12 protein-coding genes are annotated in these 15,870 nt (G+C 71.3%); all 12 read right to left on the reverse strand.

Annotation, left to right across the window (positions count from 1 at the left end; all coding sequences use genetic code 11):
* Window positions 1-1,683, reverse strand: a complete 1,683-nt coding sequence (locus LT972_RS05200) for an asparagine synthetase B family protein (RefSeq protein WP_232572138.1) — start codon at window positions 1,681-1,683, stop codon at window positions 1-3.
* A gap of 1 nt (window position 1,684) precedes the next feature.
* Window positions 1,685-3,505, reverse strand: coding sequence for a glutamine--fructose-6-phosphate transaminase (isomerizing) (gene glmS, locus LT972_RS05205; RefSeq protein ID WP_232572139.1), 1,821 nt, complete (start codon window positions 3,503-3,505; stop codon window positions 1,685-1,687).
* Between the two features lie 217 nt (window positions 3,506-3,722).
* Window positions 3,723-5,252 carry a helix-turn-helix transcriptional regulator gene (locus tag LT972_RS05210; protein ID WP_232572140.1) on the reverse strand — a complete coding sequence of 510 codons (1,530 nt, stop codon included), beginning with the start codon at window positions 5,250-5,252 and terminating at the stop codon, window positions 3,723-3,725.
* A gap of 169 nt (window positions 5,253-5,421) precedes the next feature.
* Window positions 5,422-6,006, reverse strand: coding sequence for a DUF7344 domain-containing protein (locus tag LT972_RS05215; RefSeq protein WP_232572141.1), 585 nt, complete (start codon window positions 6,004-6,006; stop codon window positions 5,422-5,424).
* A gap of 168 nt (window positions 6,007-6,174) precedes the next feature.
* Window positions 6,175-8,127: a hypothetical protein gene (locus LT972_RS05220; RefSeq protein ID WP_232572142.1), complete on the reverse strand. Its 1,953-nt coding sequence runs from the start codon at window positions 8,125-8,127 to the stop codon at window positions 6,175-6,177.
* Between the two features lie 28 nt (window positions 8,128-8,155).
* On the reverse strand, window positions 8,156-9,076 hold the full coding sequence (locus LT972_RS05225) for a glycosyltransferase family 4 protein (RefSeq protein WP_232572143.1): 921 nt from the start codon (window positions 9,074-9,076) through the stop codon (window positions 8,156-8,158).
* Window positions 9,073-10,149, reverse strand: a complete 1,077-nt coding sequence (locus tag LT972_RS05230; protein WP_232572144.1) for a DUF354 domain-containing protein — start codon at window positions 10,147-10,149, stop codon at window positions 9,073-9,075. The genes LT972_RS05225 and LT972_RS05230 overlap by 4 nt, the downstream gene beginning before the upstream one ends.
* On the reverse strand, window positions 10,146-11,465 hold the full coding sequence (locus tag LT972_RS05235) for a nucleotide sugar dehydrogenase (protein ID WP_232572145.1): 1,320 nt from the start codon (window positions 11,463-11,465) through the stop codon (window positions 10,146-10,148). Before LT972_RS05235 ends, LT972_RS05230 begins: the two co-directional genes overlap by 4 nt.
* On the reverse strand, window positions 11,458-12,846 hold the full coding sequence (locus LT972_RS05240; protein ID WP_232572146.1) for a nucleotide sugar dehydrogenase: 1,389 nt from the start codon (window positions 12,844-12,846) through the stop codon (window positions 11,458-11,460). The genes LT972_RS05235 and LT972_RS05240 overlap by 8 nt, the downstream gene beginning before the upstream one ends.
* The gene (locus tag LT972_RS05245) at window positions 12,843-13,421 is read right to left on the reverse strand and encodes an N-acetyltransferase (RefSeq protein WP_390226273.1); all 579 of its coding nucleotides are present in this window, start codon (window positions 13,419-13,421) and stop codon (window positions 12,843-12,845) included. Before LT972_RS05245 ends, LT972_RS05240 begins: the two co-directional genes overlap by 4 nt.
* Before the next feature lie 172 nt (window positions 13,422-13,593).
* Window positions 13,594-14,538, reverse strand: coding sequence for a Gfo/Idh/MocA family protein (locus tag LT972_RS05250; RefSeq protein ID WP_232572148.1), 945 nt, complete (start codon window positions 14,536-14,538; stop codon window positions 13,594-13,596).
* Window positions 14,531-15,625: a DegT/DnrJ/EryC1/StrS family aminotransferase gene (locus tag LT972_RS05255; RefSeq protein ID WP_232572149.1), complete on the reverse strand. Its 1,095-nt coding sequence runs from the start codon at window positions 15,623-15,625 to the stop codon at window positions 14,531-14,533. Before LT972_RS05255 ends, LT972_RS05250 begins: the two co-directional genes overlap by 8 nt.
* Between the last annotated feature and the right edge of the window lie 245 nt (window positions 15,626-15,870).

The following is a 15,870-nucleotide window of genomic DNA, read 5'->3' on the forward strand; positions in this document are numbered from 1 at the left end:
TTACGGGCAGAGAACCGAGTGCGGCGTCCACGACCGGTCCTCGGTCGCCAGTTCGAGCCAGTTTCTCGCGTCGTTCAAGCGGAGTTTCAGGCGCGCCGGCAGGCCGTGTAGCGACCCGTGTCCGGGGAGGAGCACGTCGTCGTAGTCGTGGCGGTCGTACAGTTCGTCGCGGTTCGGGAGCGGGCTCTGGTAGGGTTCGAGGCCGGGCACGGTCTCGTGGAGGAACTTCGAAATCTGGTTCCGACGGTACGTCGAGTGCGGGCGGTCGGGGGGATTGTGCCGGAGGACGTCGGCGTCGAACTGCTTGAGCGCCTCGCAGTACGTCTCGTCGTTCCGGTGTTCCGGCGGCGTGCTGAGATGCCAGTCCACGAGGCCGGCGTCGGCGGCGACGAACGACTCCACGAAGTTGTCCGCGAGGTGGAGGCGGAACGGCATCGTCGGCTGGTTCTGGATGCCGAACAGCGCGGCGCCGTCGTGAATCGAGTCGTAGCGGTCGTCGAGTTTCCCGAGTTCTCGGTCTACCGCGTTGCGCACGAACGCCATCGCGTCGTCCGGGACGCGAGAACACTCGGGGACGGCGTCGACGAACTCGGGGTGGTAGCCGAACTTCGAGGCGACCGTCGCGGCCACGTCGGGGTCGGGTTCGAGGCGCTGTCGCGGGAGGCGGCGACCGAACAACTCGACGGCGTCCAGCGGCAGGAAATAACCCCTTAGGAACGTGTCGAAGAGGAGGCCGTGGTAGATGGAGTCGGCGCCCATCTCGTCAGTGTGGCCGCCGTGGTGGACGTGCAGGGACTCCTTGACGCCGAGCCCGAACTGCGTCGTCTCGGGGTCGGTGATGACGTAGCGCTCGTCGGCGACGAGCGTCTCGTGGCGAGCGCCGTACTGGCTCGCGATGCGTTCGGCGACCCGGACCTCGTCGGCGTCCGGTTCGCCGACGGTGTAACACGTCTCGACGTCGGGGACGCCGGTGAGCGCCGTCCGCGAGTCGTAGCCCGCGCTCAACAGGAGGCCCGACTCGCCGGGGAGGTTCCCGCGGCGGTCGAAGGCGGCGCGCAGGCGGTCGGCGAGCTCCGCGGCGTAGTCGAACTCGCGGTGGTCGTAGACGAACCGGTCGAGCGCGCCGACGCCGCCGGGTTCGAGGTAGCCGTCGAAAGGCACGCGGTCGACGCCGCCGAGGACGGTTCGGTCGCCGAGGACGACGCCGAGCAACACGAACTCGGTGAGCGCGTCGTCGAGGACGGTGCGGTCGTCCTCGGGGAGGGCGCGCGCGACGGCGGCGGGGTCGGTGCCGAACACGCGACCGGCGGGGGTGTCGGCGTAGAAACACTCCCATGTGCGCGCCTGGTCAGTGGCGACGACCGGCGGGTCGCCGTCCACGACGGCGACGTACGAGCCGTTGAGGCCGTCGAACGCGGCGCGGCCGCGGTCGCGGAACGCGCGGGACAGCCACGCGGCGGCGTCGGCGGCGTCGCTGTCGTCGGGCGCGAACGCCTCGCCCCAGACGACGCACGCGGGCCCGTCGTCGGCGTGGACGCTGGTGCGTCCGTGGTAACCGAGCGCGCTGTCGCGGACGCCCGCGGTGACGCCGGTCCCGTCGACCACGCGGTCGAAGAACTCGCTCGCGCGGAGGTCGTCGAAGGCGTCCCGGTCGCCGAACACGCCGAACAGTTCCTTGCGCATGCTACTGGACGGTCACGCTCTTCGCGAGGTTGCGGGGCTTGTCGATGGCGCGGTCGAGCAGTTCCGCGGCGTGGTAGGAGAGCAACTGGAGTTGCACCGCGGCGAGGAGGCTCGCGCACGTCGGGACGGTGTCGGGAATCGGGAGGTGGTCGTCGGCCACGTCCACCGCGGGGTGGCCGTCGGGCGCGACGGCGACGACGGGCGCGCCCCGCGACTGGACTTCCTCGACGTTCGTGAGCGTCTGCTCGTCGCCGTCACCGGTGAAGATGGCGAAGACGGGCGTGTCGGGCGTGACGAGCGCGAGCGGGCCGTGTTTGAGTTCGCCGGCGGCGAACCCCTCGGCGTGCTCGTACGTTATCTCCTTGAACTTCAGCGCGCCCTCCAGGGCGACCGAGTGGGCGGCGCCGCGCCCGATGAAGAAGTACGCGTCGCTGCCGCGGTAGCGGTTCGCGATTGCGCGCGCGGCGTCGCCGGTCGTCACGTCCCGGACGTCCCCGGGGAGCGCGTCGAGGCCGTCGAGAATGCCCGCGTCGCCGGGCGCGTCGGCGCCGACGTCGGCCGCGATGCGCCGCGAGAGCAGGCTGAGCGTGGCGACCTGCGAGGTGAACGTCTTGGTGGCGGCGACGCCGATTTCGGGGCCGGCGCGGATGAACAAGGCGTCGTCGCACTCCCGGGCCGCCGTCGAACCCACGACGTTCGTCACCGCGAGCGTCTGCGCGCCGGCATCGGCGGCCGCCCGGACGGCGCCGAGCGTGTCCGCGGTCTCGCCGCTCTGAGTCACCGCGACGGCGAGCGTGTCGTCGGCCGACTCGGGGAGCGAGAACTCGCTCGCGAGTTCGGCGTGCGCGGGAATACCGGCCTGTCGGAGCAACCGAGCGCCGGCGAGCGAGGCGTGGTACGACGTCCCGCAGGCGACGAGTCGCACCTGCTCGACGTCCGCGAACGCGCCGTCCGGGAGCGACTCGAAGGCCACGCCGCCGTCGCCGGGGTTCACGCGACCGCTGAGCGTGTCGGTCAGCGCGTCCGGCTGAGAGTGAATCTCCTTGAGCATGTAGTGATCGTAGCCGCCCTTCCCGGCGTCCTCCGAGGACCACTCGACGCGCTCCACGTCGCGCTCGACGGGCTCGCCTCGCTGGTCGGTGAGTTCGAGGCCGTCCGGCGCGACGACCGCCACGTCGCCGTCTTCGAGGTACATCACGCGGTCGGTCCAGTCGAGGAACGCGGGCACGTCGCTCCCGAGGAAGTAGGCGTCCTCGCCGACGCCGAGGACGAGCGGCGACCCCTCGCGGGCCGCGAACACGGCGTCGACGCCGTCGACGAGGACTGCGAGCGCGAAACTGCCTTCGAGGTCGCGGAGCGTCGCGCGGAACGCGTCGGCCACCTCGCTCACCGAGTCGGCGTCGCGCCCGTCGAGGTGCTGTTCGAGGAGATGGGGGACGACCTCGGTGTCGGTGTCGCTCGTGAACTCACACCCCGTCGCTTCGAGGCGGTCCCGGAGTTCCGCGTGGTTCTCGATGACGCCGTTGTGGACGACCGCGACCTCGTCGGTCTCGCTCGTGTGCGGGTGAGCGTTCTGGTCCGTCGGCGGGCCGTGAGTGCTCCAGCGCGTGTGGCCGACGCCGACGTTCCCGGTCGGCTGGTCGTGGCGGAGCGTCGCTTCGAGGTCGGAGACGTCGCCGGACTGCTTGCGCACCGCGAGGCCGGTGCCGTTCTGGACGGCGACGCCCGCGGAGTCGTAGCCCCGGTACTCCAGGTTCTCCAACCCCGTCACGAGCGCGTCCACGGCGTCGCCGTACCCGACGCGGCCGATGATGCCACACATCAGCGACACACCCCCGAGTCGACGAGTCGGTGAGAGCGAGCGATGCGTGCAGCGATTGGTGGACTGGAACACGTCATAGTTGTGTCGCGGCGGAGTGCCGCGGATACCAGTCGATGACGCCGTTCCCCCATTGCTATACGTCGAGTAAGCCGCCGGCTTCCGGCGTTGCTCGCTGTTTCACGCCTGCAACAGTCGGGTGTGTCGGCCGGCGCCGCGTTCAGTCGTCTTCGAGGGGCGACTTCGTGCCCGGCGGCTCCTCGCCGGGCAGCGAGATGATGTTCTCCCGGCCGACGTTGATCTTCGTCACCTGTTCGTCGCCCTCCATCTTGGAGAGCAACCGACTCACCTTCGACTTCGACCACCCGGTCTCGTTGACGATGGCCTGCTGGCGGAGGTAGCCGCCCGCGTCGTCGAGCAGGCGCCGGATTCGGTCCTCGTCGGTGAGGAACGCCTCCGGGCTCTGCGCGTCGAAGCCGTCGGTGGACGCGCCCGCCGGCGCGGCAGACGCCATCGCGTCCCGTGGCTCCGTCGTCGCGTCATCGCCGTCGGTCCCCTCGGGAACGGTGACCGCTGGCACGGCCACGTCGCGGTCGAAGTACGTGCGCGTCTCCAGAGACACCTGCGCGCCGGTGACGTACATCCAGGTGCCCGCGGCACCCGCGACGACGAGGAAGAGCGCCGGGAGCGCCGGCGACAGCGGGTCGTTCGGGTCGCTGCCGATGGCCACTTCCGTGCCGTCGCTGAGCAGGTCGCCGTCGGCGTCGGCGTTCGCGCGCAGCGGGTTCGTGCCGAGTTCGACCTCTCGGCCGTCGTTCAGGCCGTCGCCGTCGGTGTCCGGGCTCGAAGGGTCGGTCTCGTACGTCTCGACTTCGGCGCCGTCCCAGAGGCCGTCGTCGTCGCTGTCGGGATTGGTCGGGCTGGTGGCGTACTCGTTGACCTCCTCGCCGTCCAGCAGTCCGTCGTCGTCGCTGTCGGCCGCGTTGGGGTTCGTGTCGTGGTCGTTGACCTCGGCGCCGTCCGTGAGACCGTCGCCGTCGGTGTCCGGGTCGTTCGGGTCGGTGTTCCGCGTGACCTCCTGTGCGTCGGGGAGGCCGTCGCCGTCACTGTCCTTCGACAGCGGGTCGGTGTCGTAACTCCGCACCTCTTCGTCGTCCCAGAGCCCGTCACCGTCCGTGTCCTTCCGGGTGATGTCGGTGCCGAGTTCGGCTTCGCGGGCGTTCGACAGGTCGTCCCCGTCGAGGTTCCCCTCCTTCGTGACGACGTGGATGGTCGTCGACGCGGTGCCGATGTCGCCGCCGTTGAAGCTCTTCGCGAAGCGGACGACGAGTGGCTGTTCGGCCGCCGACTCGTTGGTCGGCGTGTTCGGCCACGATGACACCGTGAGAGTGACGTCCTGCGTCGTGTTCCCGGCGATTCGCGGGTTCGTGCAGACGAGTTCGCGTTCGCCCTCGGCCGCCGACGGCAGGTCGACGCAGACCTCGTAGTTCTGCGTCGACGTGTTCTCGGTCTGGACGGTCGCGGTGACGTCCGTCGCTTCGCCTCGCCAGACGTACGTGCCGTCGTCGTGTGGGTTCTCGTAGACCCCCGCGCCGGAGAGCGTGACGTTGCTCACGCTCGCGTTCTGGGCGGCGAGGGTGGTGTCGGCCGACGCGCCGGTGGCGCCGGAACTGGCGACGACCGGCGCGGCGAACGCCGCTGGCGCGCACAGCGAACACACGAGGAGTACGGCGACGATTCTAGCGGTCATTTTGCGTCGTGCGTGCGCACGAGGACATCCTTGTGCGCTTCGTAGTTTTCTCTCATGCTATCGCTATAGGCCTTTTGCTTCAGTAAATTACGAGTAGAAATGAATTGCCTCGGACAGGTCGGACGACTGCCAGAGCGCCGCCTCGCGGAACCGGCCGAACTGCTGGTCCTCAGTCGCTCTCGCCGTCTGCGGCCGCCTGGAGGAGCGCGACAAGTGCGACGGCTGCCAGGACGACGCCGCCCGCCACCGCACCCGGCACGGCCGCCAACACCGACGCGTTCGTCAGCGAGCCGGCCAGCAGCACCGACCCGAGGCCCGCCGTCCCGAGGTAGTACCGCGGCCACGCCGTCTCCGCCTCCTCGAACTCCTCGCCCACCGCGTCCGGCAGGTAGTCGTCGAGTTGGTCCGCGCCGTCGAGTCGCGTGACGACGCCGCGGCTCTGCTGGTAGTCGATGATGCCCTCGTCGGCGAGCTTCGGCAGGTGGTTCTGGTACAGCGGGATGTACACGCGCTGGCGCTGCTTCGAGGACAGCAATTCGACCGTCGTGTCGTGTTCCCACGCGGCGACCTGTTCGGCGAGGTCGCGCATCTTCACCGTGTCCGAATCCGCCAACTGGAGGTAACGGAGCGCGTACCGGCGGCGTTGGTTCTGGAGCAGGTGGAACACGTCGTCCGCGTCCAAGGCGCCGTCCGTCTCTTCTCCGGACTCCACGGGAGCCGTCGGCGCGGTCTGTGGCTGGTCGTCTGTGAGCATCGTGAGCCGGCATTTCCAGGGACACGTATTAAACCCGGAAACCCGTCGTGAGCCGTTGTAACCGTTGCATATCGTTTCGAGTGGATTTGTCGACCGCTAAGCCCCGGCGGACCGGCCGGGAGACCGTTGCAGACCGTTTCGCTTTAAGTCAATCGTGGTAAGTCACCACTACCCGGGCCGCCGACACGCCGTCACCTCGCCGTTCGCGTAGACGGTGTCGGCCGTCGGCGGACAGACCGCGCGCTCCGAGAGATACCGGACGTCCGCGCCGCCCGCCTCGAACGCGACGTACGCGCCGTCCGTCGCGGCGTACTCCCGGTAGACGAACGTCCCGGAGCCGGTGACGGAGCCGTTCGCCACCGTGATGGGCGTCACCGAGTGGGCGTCCGTCCGGTCGAACACCGTCTGGTAGGGGTGGTCGGCGTGGAACTCGGTGCCCGTCGGCTCCACGTCTCCGAGCGTGTCGACGGCCGCGAGTTCGGCGTCCGTGTACGCGTACCGCACTCGCTCGCTCGAAATCACGGGGTTGTCCAGCGTGGCTTCGCTCGACGCCACCATCGCAGCGGGCGTCGCGACGGCGAACACCACGAGCACGACGGCCGCGACGCCAGGCCGGACGTTTCGGGCGACGTGCCCGAGGCCGACGACGCCGAGCAGCGCGAGCGGCGCGTACAGGTAGGCTATCCAGCGTCCCGGCACGAAGTTCCGGATGCCGAACAGCGGCAGGCCGAGCACGAACACGAGCATCACCGCGACCACGCCGACGTAGGTGTACGTCGTCTGGGTCGCCCACTTCCGGTGGAGGGCGACGAGCGACCCGAGCGTCGCCGCGAACAGCAACAACAGGAACCCGACCGTATCGAGGTAGAGTGCGAGTTCCGCGAGCCGTGGCGACCCCGCGCTCGCGGCGGCGCTCCCGCCCCCCGCCGCGGCCGACTCCCCGGACGGCCCCGCGAGGTTCAGGAAGCCCGCGGACTCGACGAGCGTCGACCGCAGGTAGTTGAGGACGGTTTCGAGGAAGGTGTCGCCCTTGTACGGCGTCATCGACCACGCGAACGTGGAGAGCCCGAGGTCGAACGCGAGCAGGCCCGCGAGGTTCACGGGTTCGGTGCCGCCGAACGACAGCGGGTCGCGGTCGGCGTCGTTCCGGAACACGTCGAAGCGCAAGAGGAGTTGGGCGAGCAGGCCGACGCCGAGCACCACCAGCACGATGAACGACGAAATCTGGTGGGTGAGCACGACGCCGAACACGAACACGACGAGCAACAGCACGTCCCGGAAGCCGTGGTCGGTGTGGAGCAGGCGGGTGAGCGTGTACGCGATGGCGAGGAAGAACAGCAGCCCGAGGCTCGTCGGGATGACGTGGATTCCCCAGCGGATGCTGTGGTCGGCGACCGCGTACAGCGCGGCGGCGGCGAGCGCCCAGCGAACGGGCACGAGCAGGCGGCCGGTGGCGTACAGGAAACAGACCGACAGCGGCATCGCGGCGCCGACGGTGAGGTAGATGCCGTCCCGGACGCTCACGCCGAACAGGTCGGTGGCGGTGACCGCGAGCAGGTGGAACAGCGGCGACGCGTAGTACTTGCTCTCGGCGATGGGCGCGAGCGACCCGGCGTCGTGAATCATGCGCGCGTACCGCAGGTGCGACCAGCCGTCGACGCCGATGACGCCGGGCGCGGTGACGAGCGCGGCGTACCGGAGGACGGCGGCGTACGCGACGATTTGCGCGAGCACGAGGCCGGGTTTCAGGTCGCGGTCCGCGGCGAACACGGACTGCGCGAGGAGGCCGGTGCCGACGACGGCGCCGAGCGCGTAGAACGCCAGCGTCCGGTGGCCGGCGAGCACCGCGAGCGCCACCATCGCGGCGAGCCCGGCGAACGTCGCGCCGGGCGCGAGCCGGGTCACCGCGGTCGGGAGCCGCGGGAAGGACCCGGCGTCGTTCCGCCAGCGCACGCTCGCGAGGTAGAGCGCAGCCGCCACGCCGAGCACGACCGGGAGCGTGACGATGTATATCTGGTCGGAGAGCAGGCGGAGCGGCGCGAGCGCGACGGCGAGGAGCAACGCGAGCGCCGCCGCGACCACGTCGAAGCGCGCGTTCGCGACGCGACTGCGGACGGTCACGCGTCTCCTCCGCGGCGTTCGGCGCGCGTCACGCTTCGACCCCTCGGTGTCCGAGTTCGCGCTGGTAGACGGCGCGCAGGCCGTCGGCCATCCGTTCGAGGCCGAGCGCGTCGATTTGCTCGCGGCCGTCGGCACGTTCGCCGGCGGCGAGCGCGCGCTGGAGGCCGTCGACGAGTCGGCGGTCGGTGGCGGCGACCGTCGAGTGCGCGACGCCGTCTAGGACGTCGCCCGCGAACCCGACGTCCGTCGAGACGACCGGGACGTTGCAGGCGGCCGCCTCCTTGACGACCATCGGCCCGCTCTCGCGCTCCGAGGTGACGAGCACGGCGTCGCTCGCGTTCATGTAGACCGGGACGCGGTCGTGGGGGACGCCGGAAATCCAGCGGAGCGTCGCGTCCGTCTCGGCGACGACGCGCTCGGCGCGCGGGAAGTCCTTGACGGCCCGGTCGGGGTCGTACGGGAACAACACGACGCGCTCGTCGGCGTCCCAGCCGAGTTCGGCGCGCGCCTCGTCTCGGGCCATCGGCCGGAAGCGCTCGGTGTCGACGCCGAACGGCACGAGGTCGGTGTCGCTCTCGACGCGCTCGACGACGCTCCGCGAGGGAGCGACGACGGCGTCGGCGGCCGCGATGCCGGCCCGCGTCACCGCGTCGAGGCGCGCCGAGTACCCCATCACTTCCGACCCCCAGATGGTGAGCACGACCGGACGAACCGGCTGGGCGAACGCGAGCGGCCCGAGCAGGCCGTAGTTCGCGTGGACGACGTCGTAGTCCCCGGTGAGCGTCTCGCGGAGGACGCGCCGGTAGAACGTCGCGAACGACGCGAGCGTCCGGCCGTCCGGGGGCGAGGGAACGGTGACGACGGTGCAGTCGACGCCCGCGGCTTCGAGCGCGCGCACCTGTTCGGCGAAGAACGGCGAGTCCGTGGTGGCCAACTGGAGGACCTTCATCCGTCGCCTCCGAGAATCTGGTCGACGACGACGCCGGTCGTGTCGGTGCGCTCGGCGAGCAGGTCGGCGCGGCGCGCGTCCCAGTCGCGGTCCATCGCGCCGTCGAGGACGGCGGTGGCGCGGGCGAGCGCGCGGACCTGCCGGTCGGAGCCGTGACACCGGAACAGGAGGCCGTACCGCTCCGCGAGTTCGTCCGTGAGGCCGGTCTCCAGCGTGTTCACGTAGACGGCGGGCGTGCCGAGCACCGCGCTCTCGGCGGCCATCGTCGCGCCCTCGCCGACGAAGCAGTCGGCGAACGCGAGCAGGTCGTGCATCCGCTCGGGCGGGACGCTGACGCGGCGGTCCGCGACGGCGTCCGGGAGGTCGGCCTCCGCGGTGACGAGCACCGTCGCGCCCGTGGCTTCGAGGCGCTCGACGGCGTCCCGGACGTCGAGGAAGCCGGCGTTCCCGGCGTCGTGGGCGGCCGACCACGCGACCGACCGCAGGACGACGAACTGCTCGTCGGCGTCGACGCCCACCTCGTCGAGGACGGCGGGGTCGGGGTCGAAGCGGTCCGGGTGGAGGTACGCGAGTTCGTGGTAGCCGTCGTACCGCCGGTGGCTGTCGCCGGCGTCGCCGCGGAAGCACGCGGGCGTGCAGACGGTGTCCGCGAACGGGAACGCGAGCGCGTTCGAGAGCGTGGCGTGCTCGGTGTCGGTGAACGCGACGCTCCGCGCGCCAAGCACGCTGGCGACGTGCGAGGTGGAGACGCCGCCGACGCCCGCGAACACGTCCGGGTCGAGGCCCCGGGTCGCGCGCAGCAGCCGCCACTCGTAGCGCAGTTGGTTCGCGTAGACGCTCCCGCCGTCGGCGTCCAACAGCACCGAGTGGGGGACGTCAGCCGCGTCGAGCAGGTCACAGACCACGGACTTGTCGCGCACGAACACGTGGACGTCGTGGCCGCGGGCGTCGAGTTCGCGGTACGCGTGCTTGAAGAAGTGGACGTGAGCCGGGTGCTGGACGGACAGCACGACCGTCTGCGGGTCGTCGGGGCGCGGCGCGTCCGGCGTCGCGGGGGCGCGTGCGTCGCTCATAGTTCGGCGTACTGCACCCCCGTCGATTCGACCGCGCCGCGCTCGAACAACCCCGGCACGTCCACGAGCAGGGCGTCCTCGCCGAGTTCCCGAGCGAAGTCCGACGGCTCGAACTCCGCGAAGGCGTCGTGTCCGGTCGCGAGAACCACGGCGTCGTAGCCGTCCAGCGTCGGGTCGTCGGCGAGCGGCACGTCGAACGCGTCGCGGGCCTCGTCGGGGTCGACGTGCGGGTCGTACCCGACCACGTCGACGCCGTACTCGCGGAGTTCGTTCAGGACGCCGTGAACCTCCGAGGTCCGGATGTCCCCGACGTTCGCCTTGTACGCGAGGCCGAGCACGAGCACGCGGCTCTCCCGGAGCACCTTCCCGCAGCGGTTCAGGCCCTTCAGCGTCACCTCCGCGGTGTGTTTCGGCATGTACTCGTTGACCTCGCGGGCCTGCAGGACGAGTTTCGGCGAGAACCCCTCGTGTTCCGACCGGTGGACGAGGTAGAGGGGGTCGACGGGGATGCAGTGCCCGCCGACGAGGCCGGGCCGGTACTCGTCGTGGAAGTTCCACTTCGACGCGGCGGCGTCGAGGACGTCCTGCGTGCGGAGGCCGAGGTGGTCACAGACCACCGCGAGCTCGTTCGCGAGCGCGATGTTCACGTCGCGCTGGACGTTCTCGATGACTTTCGCGGCCTCCGCGGTCTTGACGTTCGGCGCGCGGTAGGTGCCGGCGTCCACGACGCGCTCGTACAGCGCCGCGAGGTCGTCGCGAACGGCGTCGGTGTCAGCGCTCACGACCCGGGTCACGTCGCGCACGCCGCGTCCGGTCTCGCCCGGCGCGGCGCGCTCCGGCGCGTACCCGACGTGGAACTCCTCGCCGACCGAGAGCCCCGAGGCTTCTTCGAGCGCGGGCACGAGCACCTCCTCGGTCGCGCCCGGGTAGACCGTGGATTCGAGGACGACCGTCGTCCCCGGTGTCATGTGTTCGCCGACCGTCTCGCCCGCGGCCTCGACGTAGTCGAGGTTCGGGTTCTTCCCGTCGTCCACGGGCGTCGGCACCGCGACGACCACGTAGTCGGCGGTCGCGATGCCCGCGGGGTCGGCGGTGAACGCGGCGTCGGTCCCCGCGAGTTCGTCGTCGCTGGCGTGCCCGGTCGGGTCGCGACCCGCGCGCAGGGCGTCGACTTTCGACTCGTCGACGTCGAACCCGAGGACGGAGACGCCCTCCTCGGCGAACGCGAGCGCCAGCGGCAGGCCGACGTAGCCGAGGCCGACGACGCAGACGCGTTCGGTCTCGCTCTCCGCGACCGCGGTGGCGGCGTCACTCATGGAGGCCGACACCCCGGTAGACGACGGCGTCGTCGTCGCGCAGTTCCGTGAGTTCTTGCCGTCCGTCGGCGACCACGACCGGTCGGTCGTCGGGACCGAGCGCGGCCACGTCGAGGTCGTCGAAGTCGTCCTGTTGTGTGACCAGGACGACCGCGTCGAAGGACTCGTCGGCGACCGCGTCGACGGACTCGACGGTCGCGCCCGCGTCCTCGAACGGCGCCGCGTCGGGCGTGAGCGGGTCGGTCGCCGTGACCGTCGCGCCGGCGTCGGCGAGCGTCTCCACGACGCCGAGCGCCGGCGTCGCGCGAATCTCCTCGACGCCCGGCCGGTACGTCAGGCCGAGCACGAGCACGTCGGCGTCCTCGGGGCGCGTGCCGACCGACGCGAGGCCGTCGAGCGCGAGGTTCGCGGTGAACGCCGGCATCGCGTCGTTCACGTCCCGCGCCGTCGAGACGACCGGCGAGTCGCCCTCGACGCGGTTCGTGAGAAAGTGCGGGTAGTACGGGATGCAGTGCCCGCCGACGCCCGCGCCCGGCTCGTGGAGTTCGCAGTACGGCTGCGTGTTCGCGGCCTCGATGGCCTCCGTCACGTCGATAGCGAGGTCGTCGGCGTGGCGCGCGAGCTCGTTCGCGAGCGCGATGTTCACGTCGCGGTAGACGCCCTCGTACACTTTCACGGCCTCCGCGGTGGTCGCGTCGGAGACGGCGACGACCGGCTGGTCGGTGAGTTCGCCGTAGACGAGTTCCGCGACCCGGGTGCTCTCGTCGTCGACGCCGCCGACGACCTTCGGGTGGCCGTCCCGGATGTCGGCGAGCGCGCGCCCGGAGAGCGTGCGCTCCGGGCAGAACGCGAGCCCGAACTCCGTCCGAGACAGGCCGCTCTCGGCTTCGAGCAGCGGGAGCAGGTCGTCCTCGCAGGTGCGGGGCGGGAGCGTCGACTCGAACAGCACGGTGTCGCCGGCGTCGAGGCCGCTCGCCAGGTCGCGGGCGACCGACCGCACGACCGAGAGGTCGGGGTCGGACTCATCGGTGACGAGCGTCGGCACGATGACGACGTGGACGCGCGCCCAGTCGGCGGCCACCGTCGGGTCCGCGACGGCGCGGAGCGCGTCCCGGTCGACGACCTCGGTCACGAGTTCGTCGAGCCCGGGTTCGCCGACGACGTGCGCGTCGCCGGCGTTCACCGCGTCCACCACGTCGGGGTCGACGTCCGCGCCGACGACGTTCCCGGTGACGTCCGCGAACGCCGCTGCGAGCGGGAGGCCCATCTTTCCGAGGCCGTACACGGCGACCGGGACGTCGCCGCCAGTGAGCGCGTCGCGCTGGTCGGCAGTCGTCGCGTCAGCGCCGTAGAGGCCGGGGAGTTCGGTCGTCGCGCTCATTGCGTGTTGGGCGCGTCGAGGTGGTCGGGGAGCGGTTCGTGGGCGGCGGGCGCGCCGACGGCCAGCGTCTCCGGCGGCACGTCTTCGGTGACGAGCGCGCCGGCGGCGACGAACGAGCGTTCGCCCACCGTCACGCCCGGCAGAATCGTCGCGTTCGCGCCGACCGACACGCCGCGTTCGAGCGTCGGGCCTTCGAGGTCGGCGTCCGACCGGAGGGGGTAGGGGTCGTTCGTCAGCGTCGCGTTGGGGCCGAGGAACACGTCGTCTCCGATGGTGGTGTTCGTCGGGACGTAGACGCCGGTCTGCATGCTCACGCGGTCGCCGACGGTCGTGTGGCCGTCCACGACGACGTTCGTGCCGACCACCACGTCGTCGCCGACAGTGGTTCCCTCGCGGACGAGCGCGTTGTGGCCCGTGACGAAGCCGTCTCCGACCGTCACGTCGGCGTAGACGACGGTTCCGGAGCGAACGACGGCGTCGTCGCCGACCTCCGCTGGCGGCGCGTCGGGGTCGTGTTCGCGTCCGACGACGGCGTCGGCTTCGACCCGCGTGTTCGAGCCGAGGCGGCTCGTCACGACCGCCACCCCGCGAGCCGGACGGCGGTCAGTACCAGCGCGATGCCAACGAGTGCGAGCAGCGTCTTGCGTGCGTTCATGGTGTCCCGCGGGCCGGTGGCCCGCTCGTGGACACCTCTTGACGCCACCACCCGTTCACTATAGGTCGGGTAAGAAACGGATTATATCGTCTCTAAGCGCCGTCTACGGCCGTTTCCTCTGACGGCGGTGTGGCGTCCGCGAGGTCGGCCGCCGCCTCTATCTCGCGCACCACGTCGATGGCGCGGAGCGCGTCGTCGGCCGAAACCACGGGCGACGCGCCGGTCGCGGCGGCGTCCACGAACGACCGGAGTTCCCGCGTCAGGGGGTCGGCCTCCGTCACGTCGTCGGGCGCGCCGCCGTCGTCGCGCGTGACCGAGACGGACTGCGCCGCGTAGTCAGCGGTCACGCCACAGCCCTCGGCGTTCACCGCGAGTTCGCGGACGCTGTCGTGGCTGACGCGACTCGCCGACAGCGTGGCGACCAGCCCGGAGTCGAACTCCAGGGTCGCGACCGCGTACTCGCCGTCCGCCGTCGCCGTCGCGTCCACGTTCGCGGGGCGCTCGCCCGCCAACTCCAGCACCACGTCCACGTCGTGAATCATCAGGTCGAACACCACCGAATCCGGGATGACGCGGCCGGCGGGCGGCCCGAGGCGGTCCGCGCGCACGGACACCAACTCGCGGCCCTCGACCGCGTCGAACACCGCGTCGACGACGGGGTTGAATCGCTCGACGTGCCCGACCTGGAGCGTGACGCCGGCGTCGCTCGCGGCGGCCGCGAGTTCCCGGCCGCGCTCGGGGTCCGCGACGAACGGCTTCTCCACGAGCGCGTCCACGCCGGCGTCGATGCACGCGGACGCCACGGCGTCGTGGGCGTGCGTCGGAACCGCCACCGAGACGGCGTCTACCTGCTCCAGCAGGTCGGGGACGGCGTGCGCGTCCGTGCCGAGGTCGGCGGCCACCTCCGTCGCCCGCGCCTCGTCGGCGTCCGCGACGCCGACCAATTCCGCGTCCTCGACCTCCCGGTAGGTGCGGGCGTGGTGTTGGCCCATGCTCCCGACGCCGACGACGCCCACGGACAGCGGCGCCTCAGGCATCGACGACCACCTCCCCGCGGACGGCGTCGGCGATTCGCTCCACGTCACCCGGGTCGAGCGCGGGGTGGACGGGCAGCGAGAGCACGCTGTCGGCGGCGGCGCTCGCGCGCGGCGCGTCGGCGTCCACGCCGGCGTACGCCGGCTGTTCGTGAATCGGCGTCGGGTAGTAGACGCCGTACCCGACGCCCGCGTCTTCGAGGCGCGAGACCACCGCCTCGCGGTCCCTGCAGGCGACCGTGTACTGGTGGTACGAGTGGCGTCGCTCCGGCGGTTCGACCGGCGTCTCGACGGGGGCGTCGGCGAGCGCCTCGGTGAGCGCGGCGGCGTTCTCGCGGCGCGCGGCGACGAACCCGGGGAGACGCTCCAACTGCGCGCGGCCGATGGCGGCCGCCAGGTTCGTCATCCGGAAGTTGTGGCCGACCGAGACGTGCTCGTAGCCGGCGCTGTCGCGGCCGTGGTTGACGAACCGCCGGAGTCCCGCCTCGACGTCCGCGCGGTCCGTGGTGACCATCCCGCCCTCGCCAGTCGTCATGTTCTTCGTCGGGTAGAAGGAGAAACACGCCGCGTCGCCGAGGGAACCGACGCGCTCACCGCGGTACTCCGCGCCGTGGGCCTGCGCGGCGTCCTCCACGAGCGCGATGCCGTAGTCGTCGGCGAGCGCCGCGAGCGCGTCCACGTCCGCGGGCAGGCCGTAGAGGTGGACGGCGAGAATCGCGGCCACGTCGTCCCGGTCGTCGAGGACGCGTTCGACGCTCGCCGGGTCGAGGTTGTACGTCGCGGGGTCGACGTCGGCGAAGACGGGTTCGGCGCCGGCGTGCCGAATCGCGTTCGCGCTCGCGACGAACGAGAACGGCGTCGTCACCACCGTGTCGCCGGGGCCGATATCGAGAGCCTCGAAGGCGGCGTGGAGCGCGGTCGTCCCGTTCGACGTGGCGACGCCGCGCTCGGCGCCACAGAAGTCCGCGAACTCGTCCTCGAACGCGCGCACCTCCTCGCCGTCCGCGAGGTGGCCGGAGTCCAGCACCTCGCGGACGCGCCGCCGCTCGGCGTCTCCGATTTCGGGGGACGCGATAGCGGGGTCGGTCATCGCTCGCCCCCCGGCCCGCGGTCGGGTGCCGGGTCGCGGCTGGCGGTCACTCGGCTGACGGGACGACGGTCGGTCGCTGTGCGGAGAACTCCGTGCATGGTGGTGTGTACTCGGGACGCCCGAGCGTGTGCTGGTGGACGCGTGGCGCGTCCGGGGCATTGCTATAGGCCGGGTAAGCCCGCCGTCGCCCGCGACCGGGCAGCGTTTAGACGGCTGCTATGTCCGGAAGACGACTGTTTCACGCG

It is taken from the genome of Halobacterium litoreum (genome assembly GCF_021233415.1).
GTDB lineage: Archaea > Halobacteriota > Halobacteria > Halobacteriales > Halobacteriaceae > Halobacterium > Halobacterium litoreum.

Coding starts and splice junctions, on each gene's coding strand:
- LT972_RS05230 (WP_232572144.1), bottom strand. CDS start 10,149: ATGAGCGACGCACGCGCCCCCGCGACGCCGGACGCGCCGCGCCCCGAC.
- LT972_RS05200 (WP_232572138.1), bottom strand. CDS start 1,683: ATGCGCAAGGAACTGTTCGGCGTGTTCGGCGACCGGGACGCCTTCGAC.
- LT972_RS05225 (WP_232572143.1), bottom strand. CDS start 9,076: ATGAAGGTCCTCCAGTTGGCCACCACGGACTCGCCGTTCTTCGCCGAA.
- glmS (WP_232572139.1), bottom strand. CDS start 3,505: ATGTGTGGCATCATCGGCCGCGTCGGGTACGGCGACGCCGTGGACGCG.
- LT972_RS05210 (WP_232572140.1), bottom strand. CDS start 5,252: ATGACCGCTAGAATCGTCGCCGTACTCCTCGTGTGTTCGCTGTGCGCG.
- LT972_RS05250 (WP_232572148.1), bottom strand. CDS start 14,538: ATGCCTGAGGCGCCGCTGTCCGTGGGCGTCGTCGGCGTCGGGAGCATG.
- LT972_RS05215 (WP_232572141.1), bottom strand. CDS start 6,006: ATGCTCACAGACGACCAGCCACAGACCGCGCCGACGGCTCCCGTGGAG.
- LT972_RS05255 (WP_232572149.1), bottom strand. CDS start 15,625: ATGACCGACCCCGCTATCGCGTCCCCCGAAATCGGAGACGCCGAGCGG.
- LT972_RS05240 (WP_232572146.1), bottom strand. CDS start 12,846: ATGAGCGCGACGACCGAACTCCCCGGCCTCTACGGCGCTGACGCGACG.
- LT972_RS05235 (WP_232572145.1), bottom strand. CDS start 11,465: ATGAGTGACGCCGCCACCGCGGTCGCGGAGAGCGAGACCGAACGCGTC.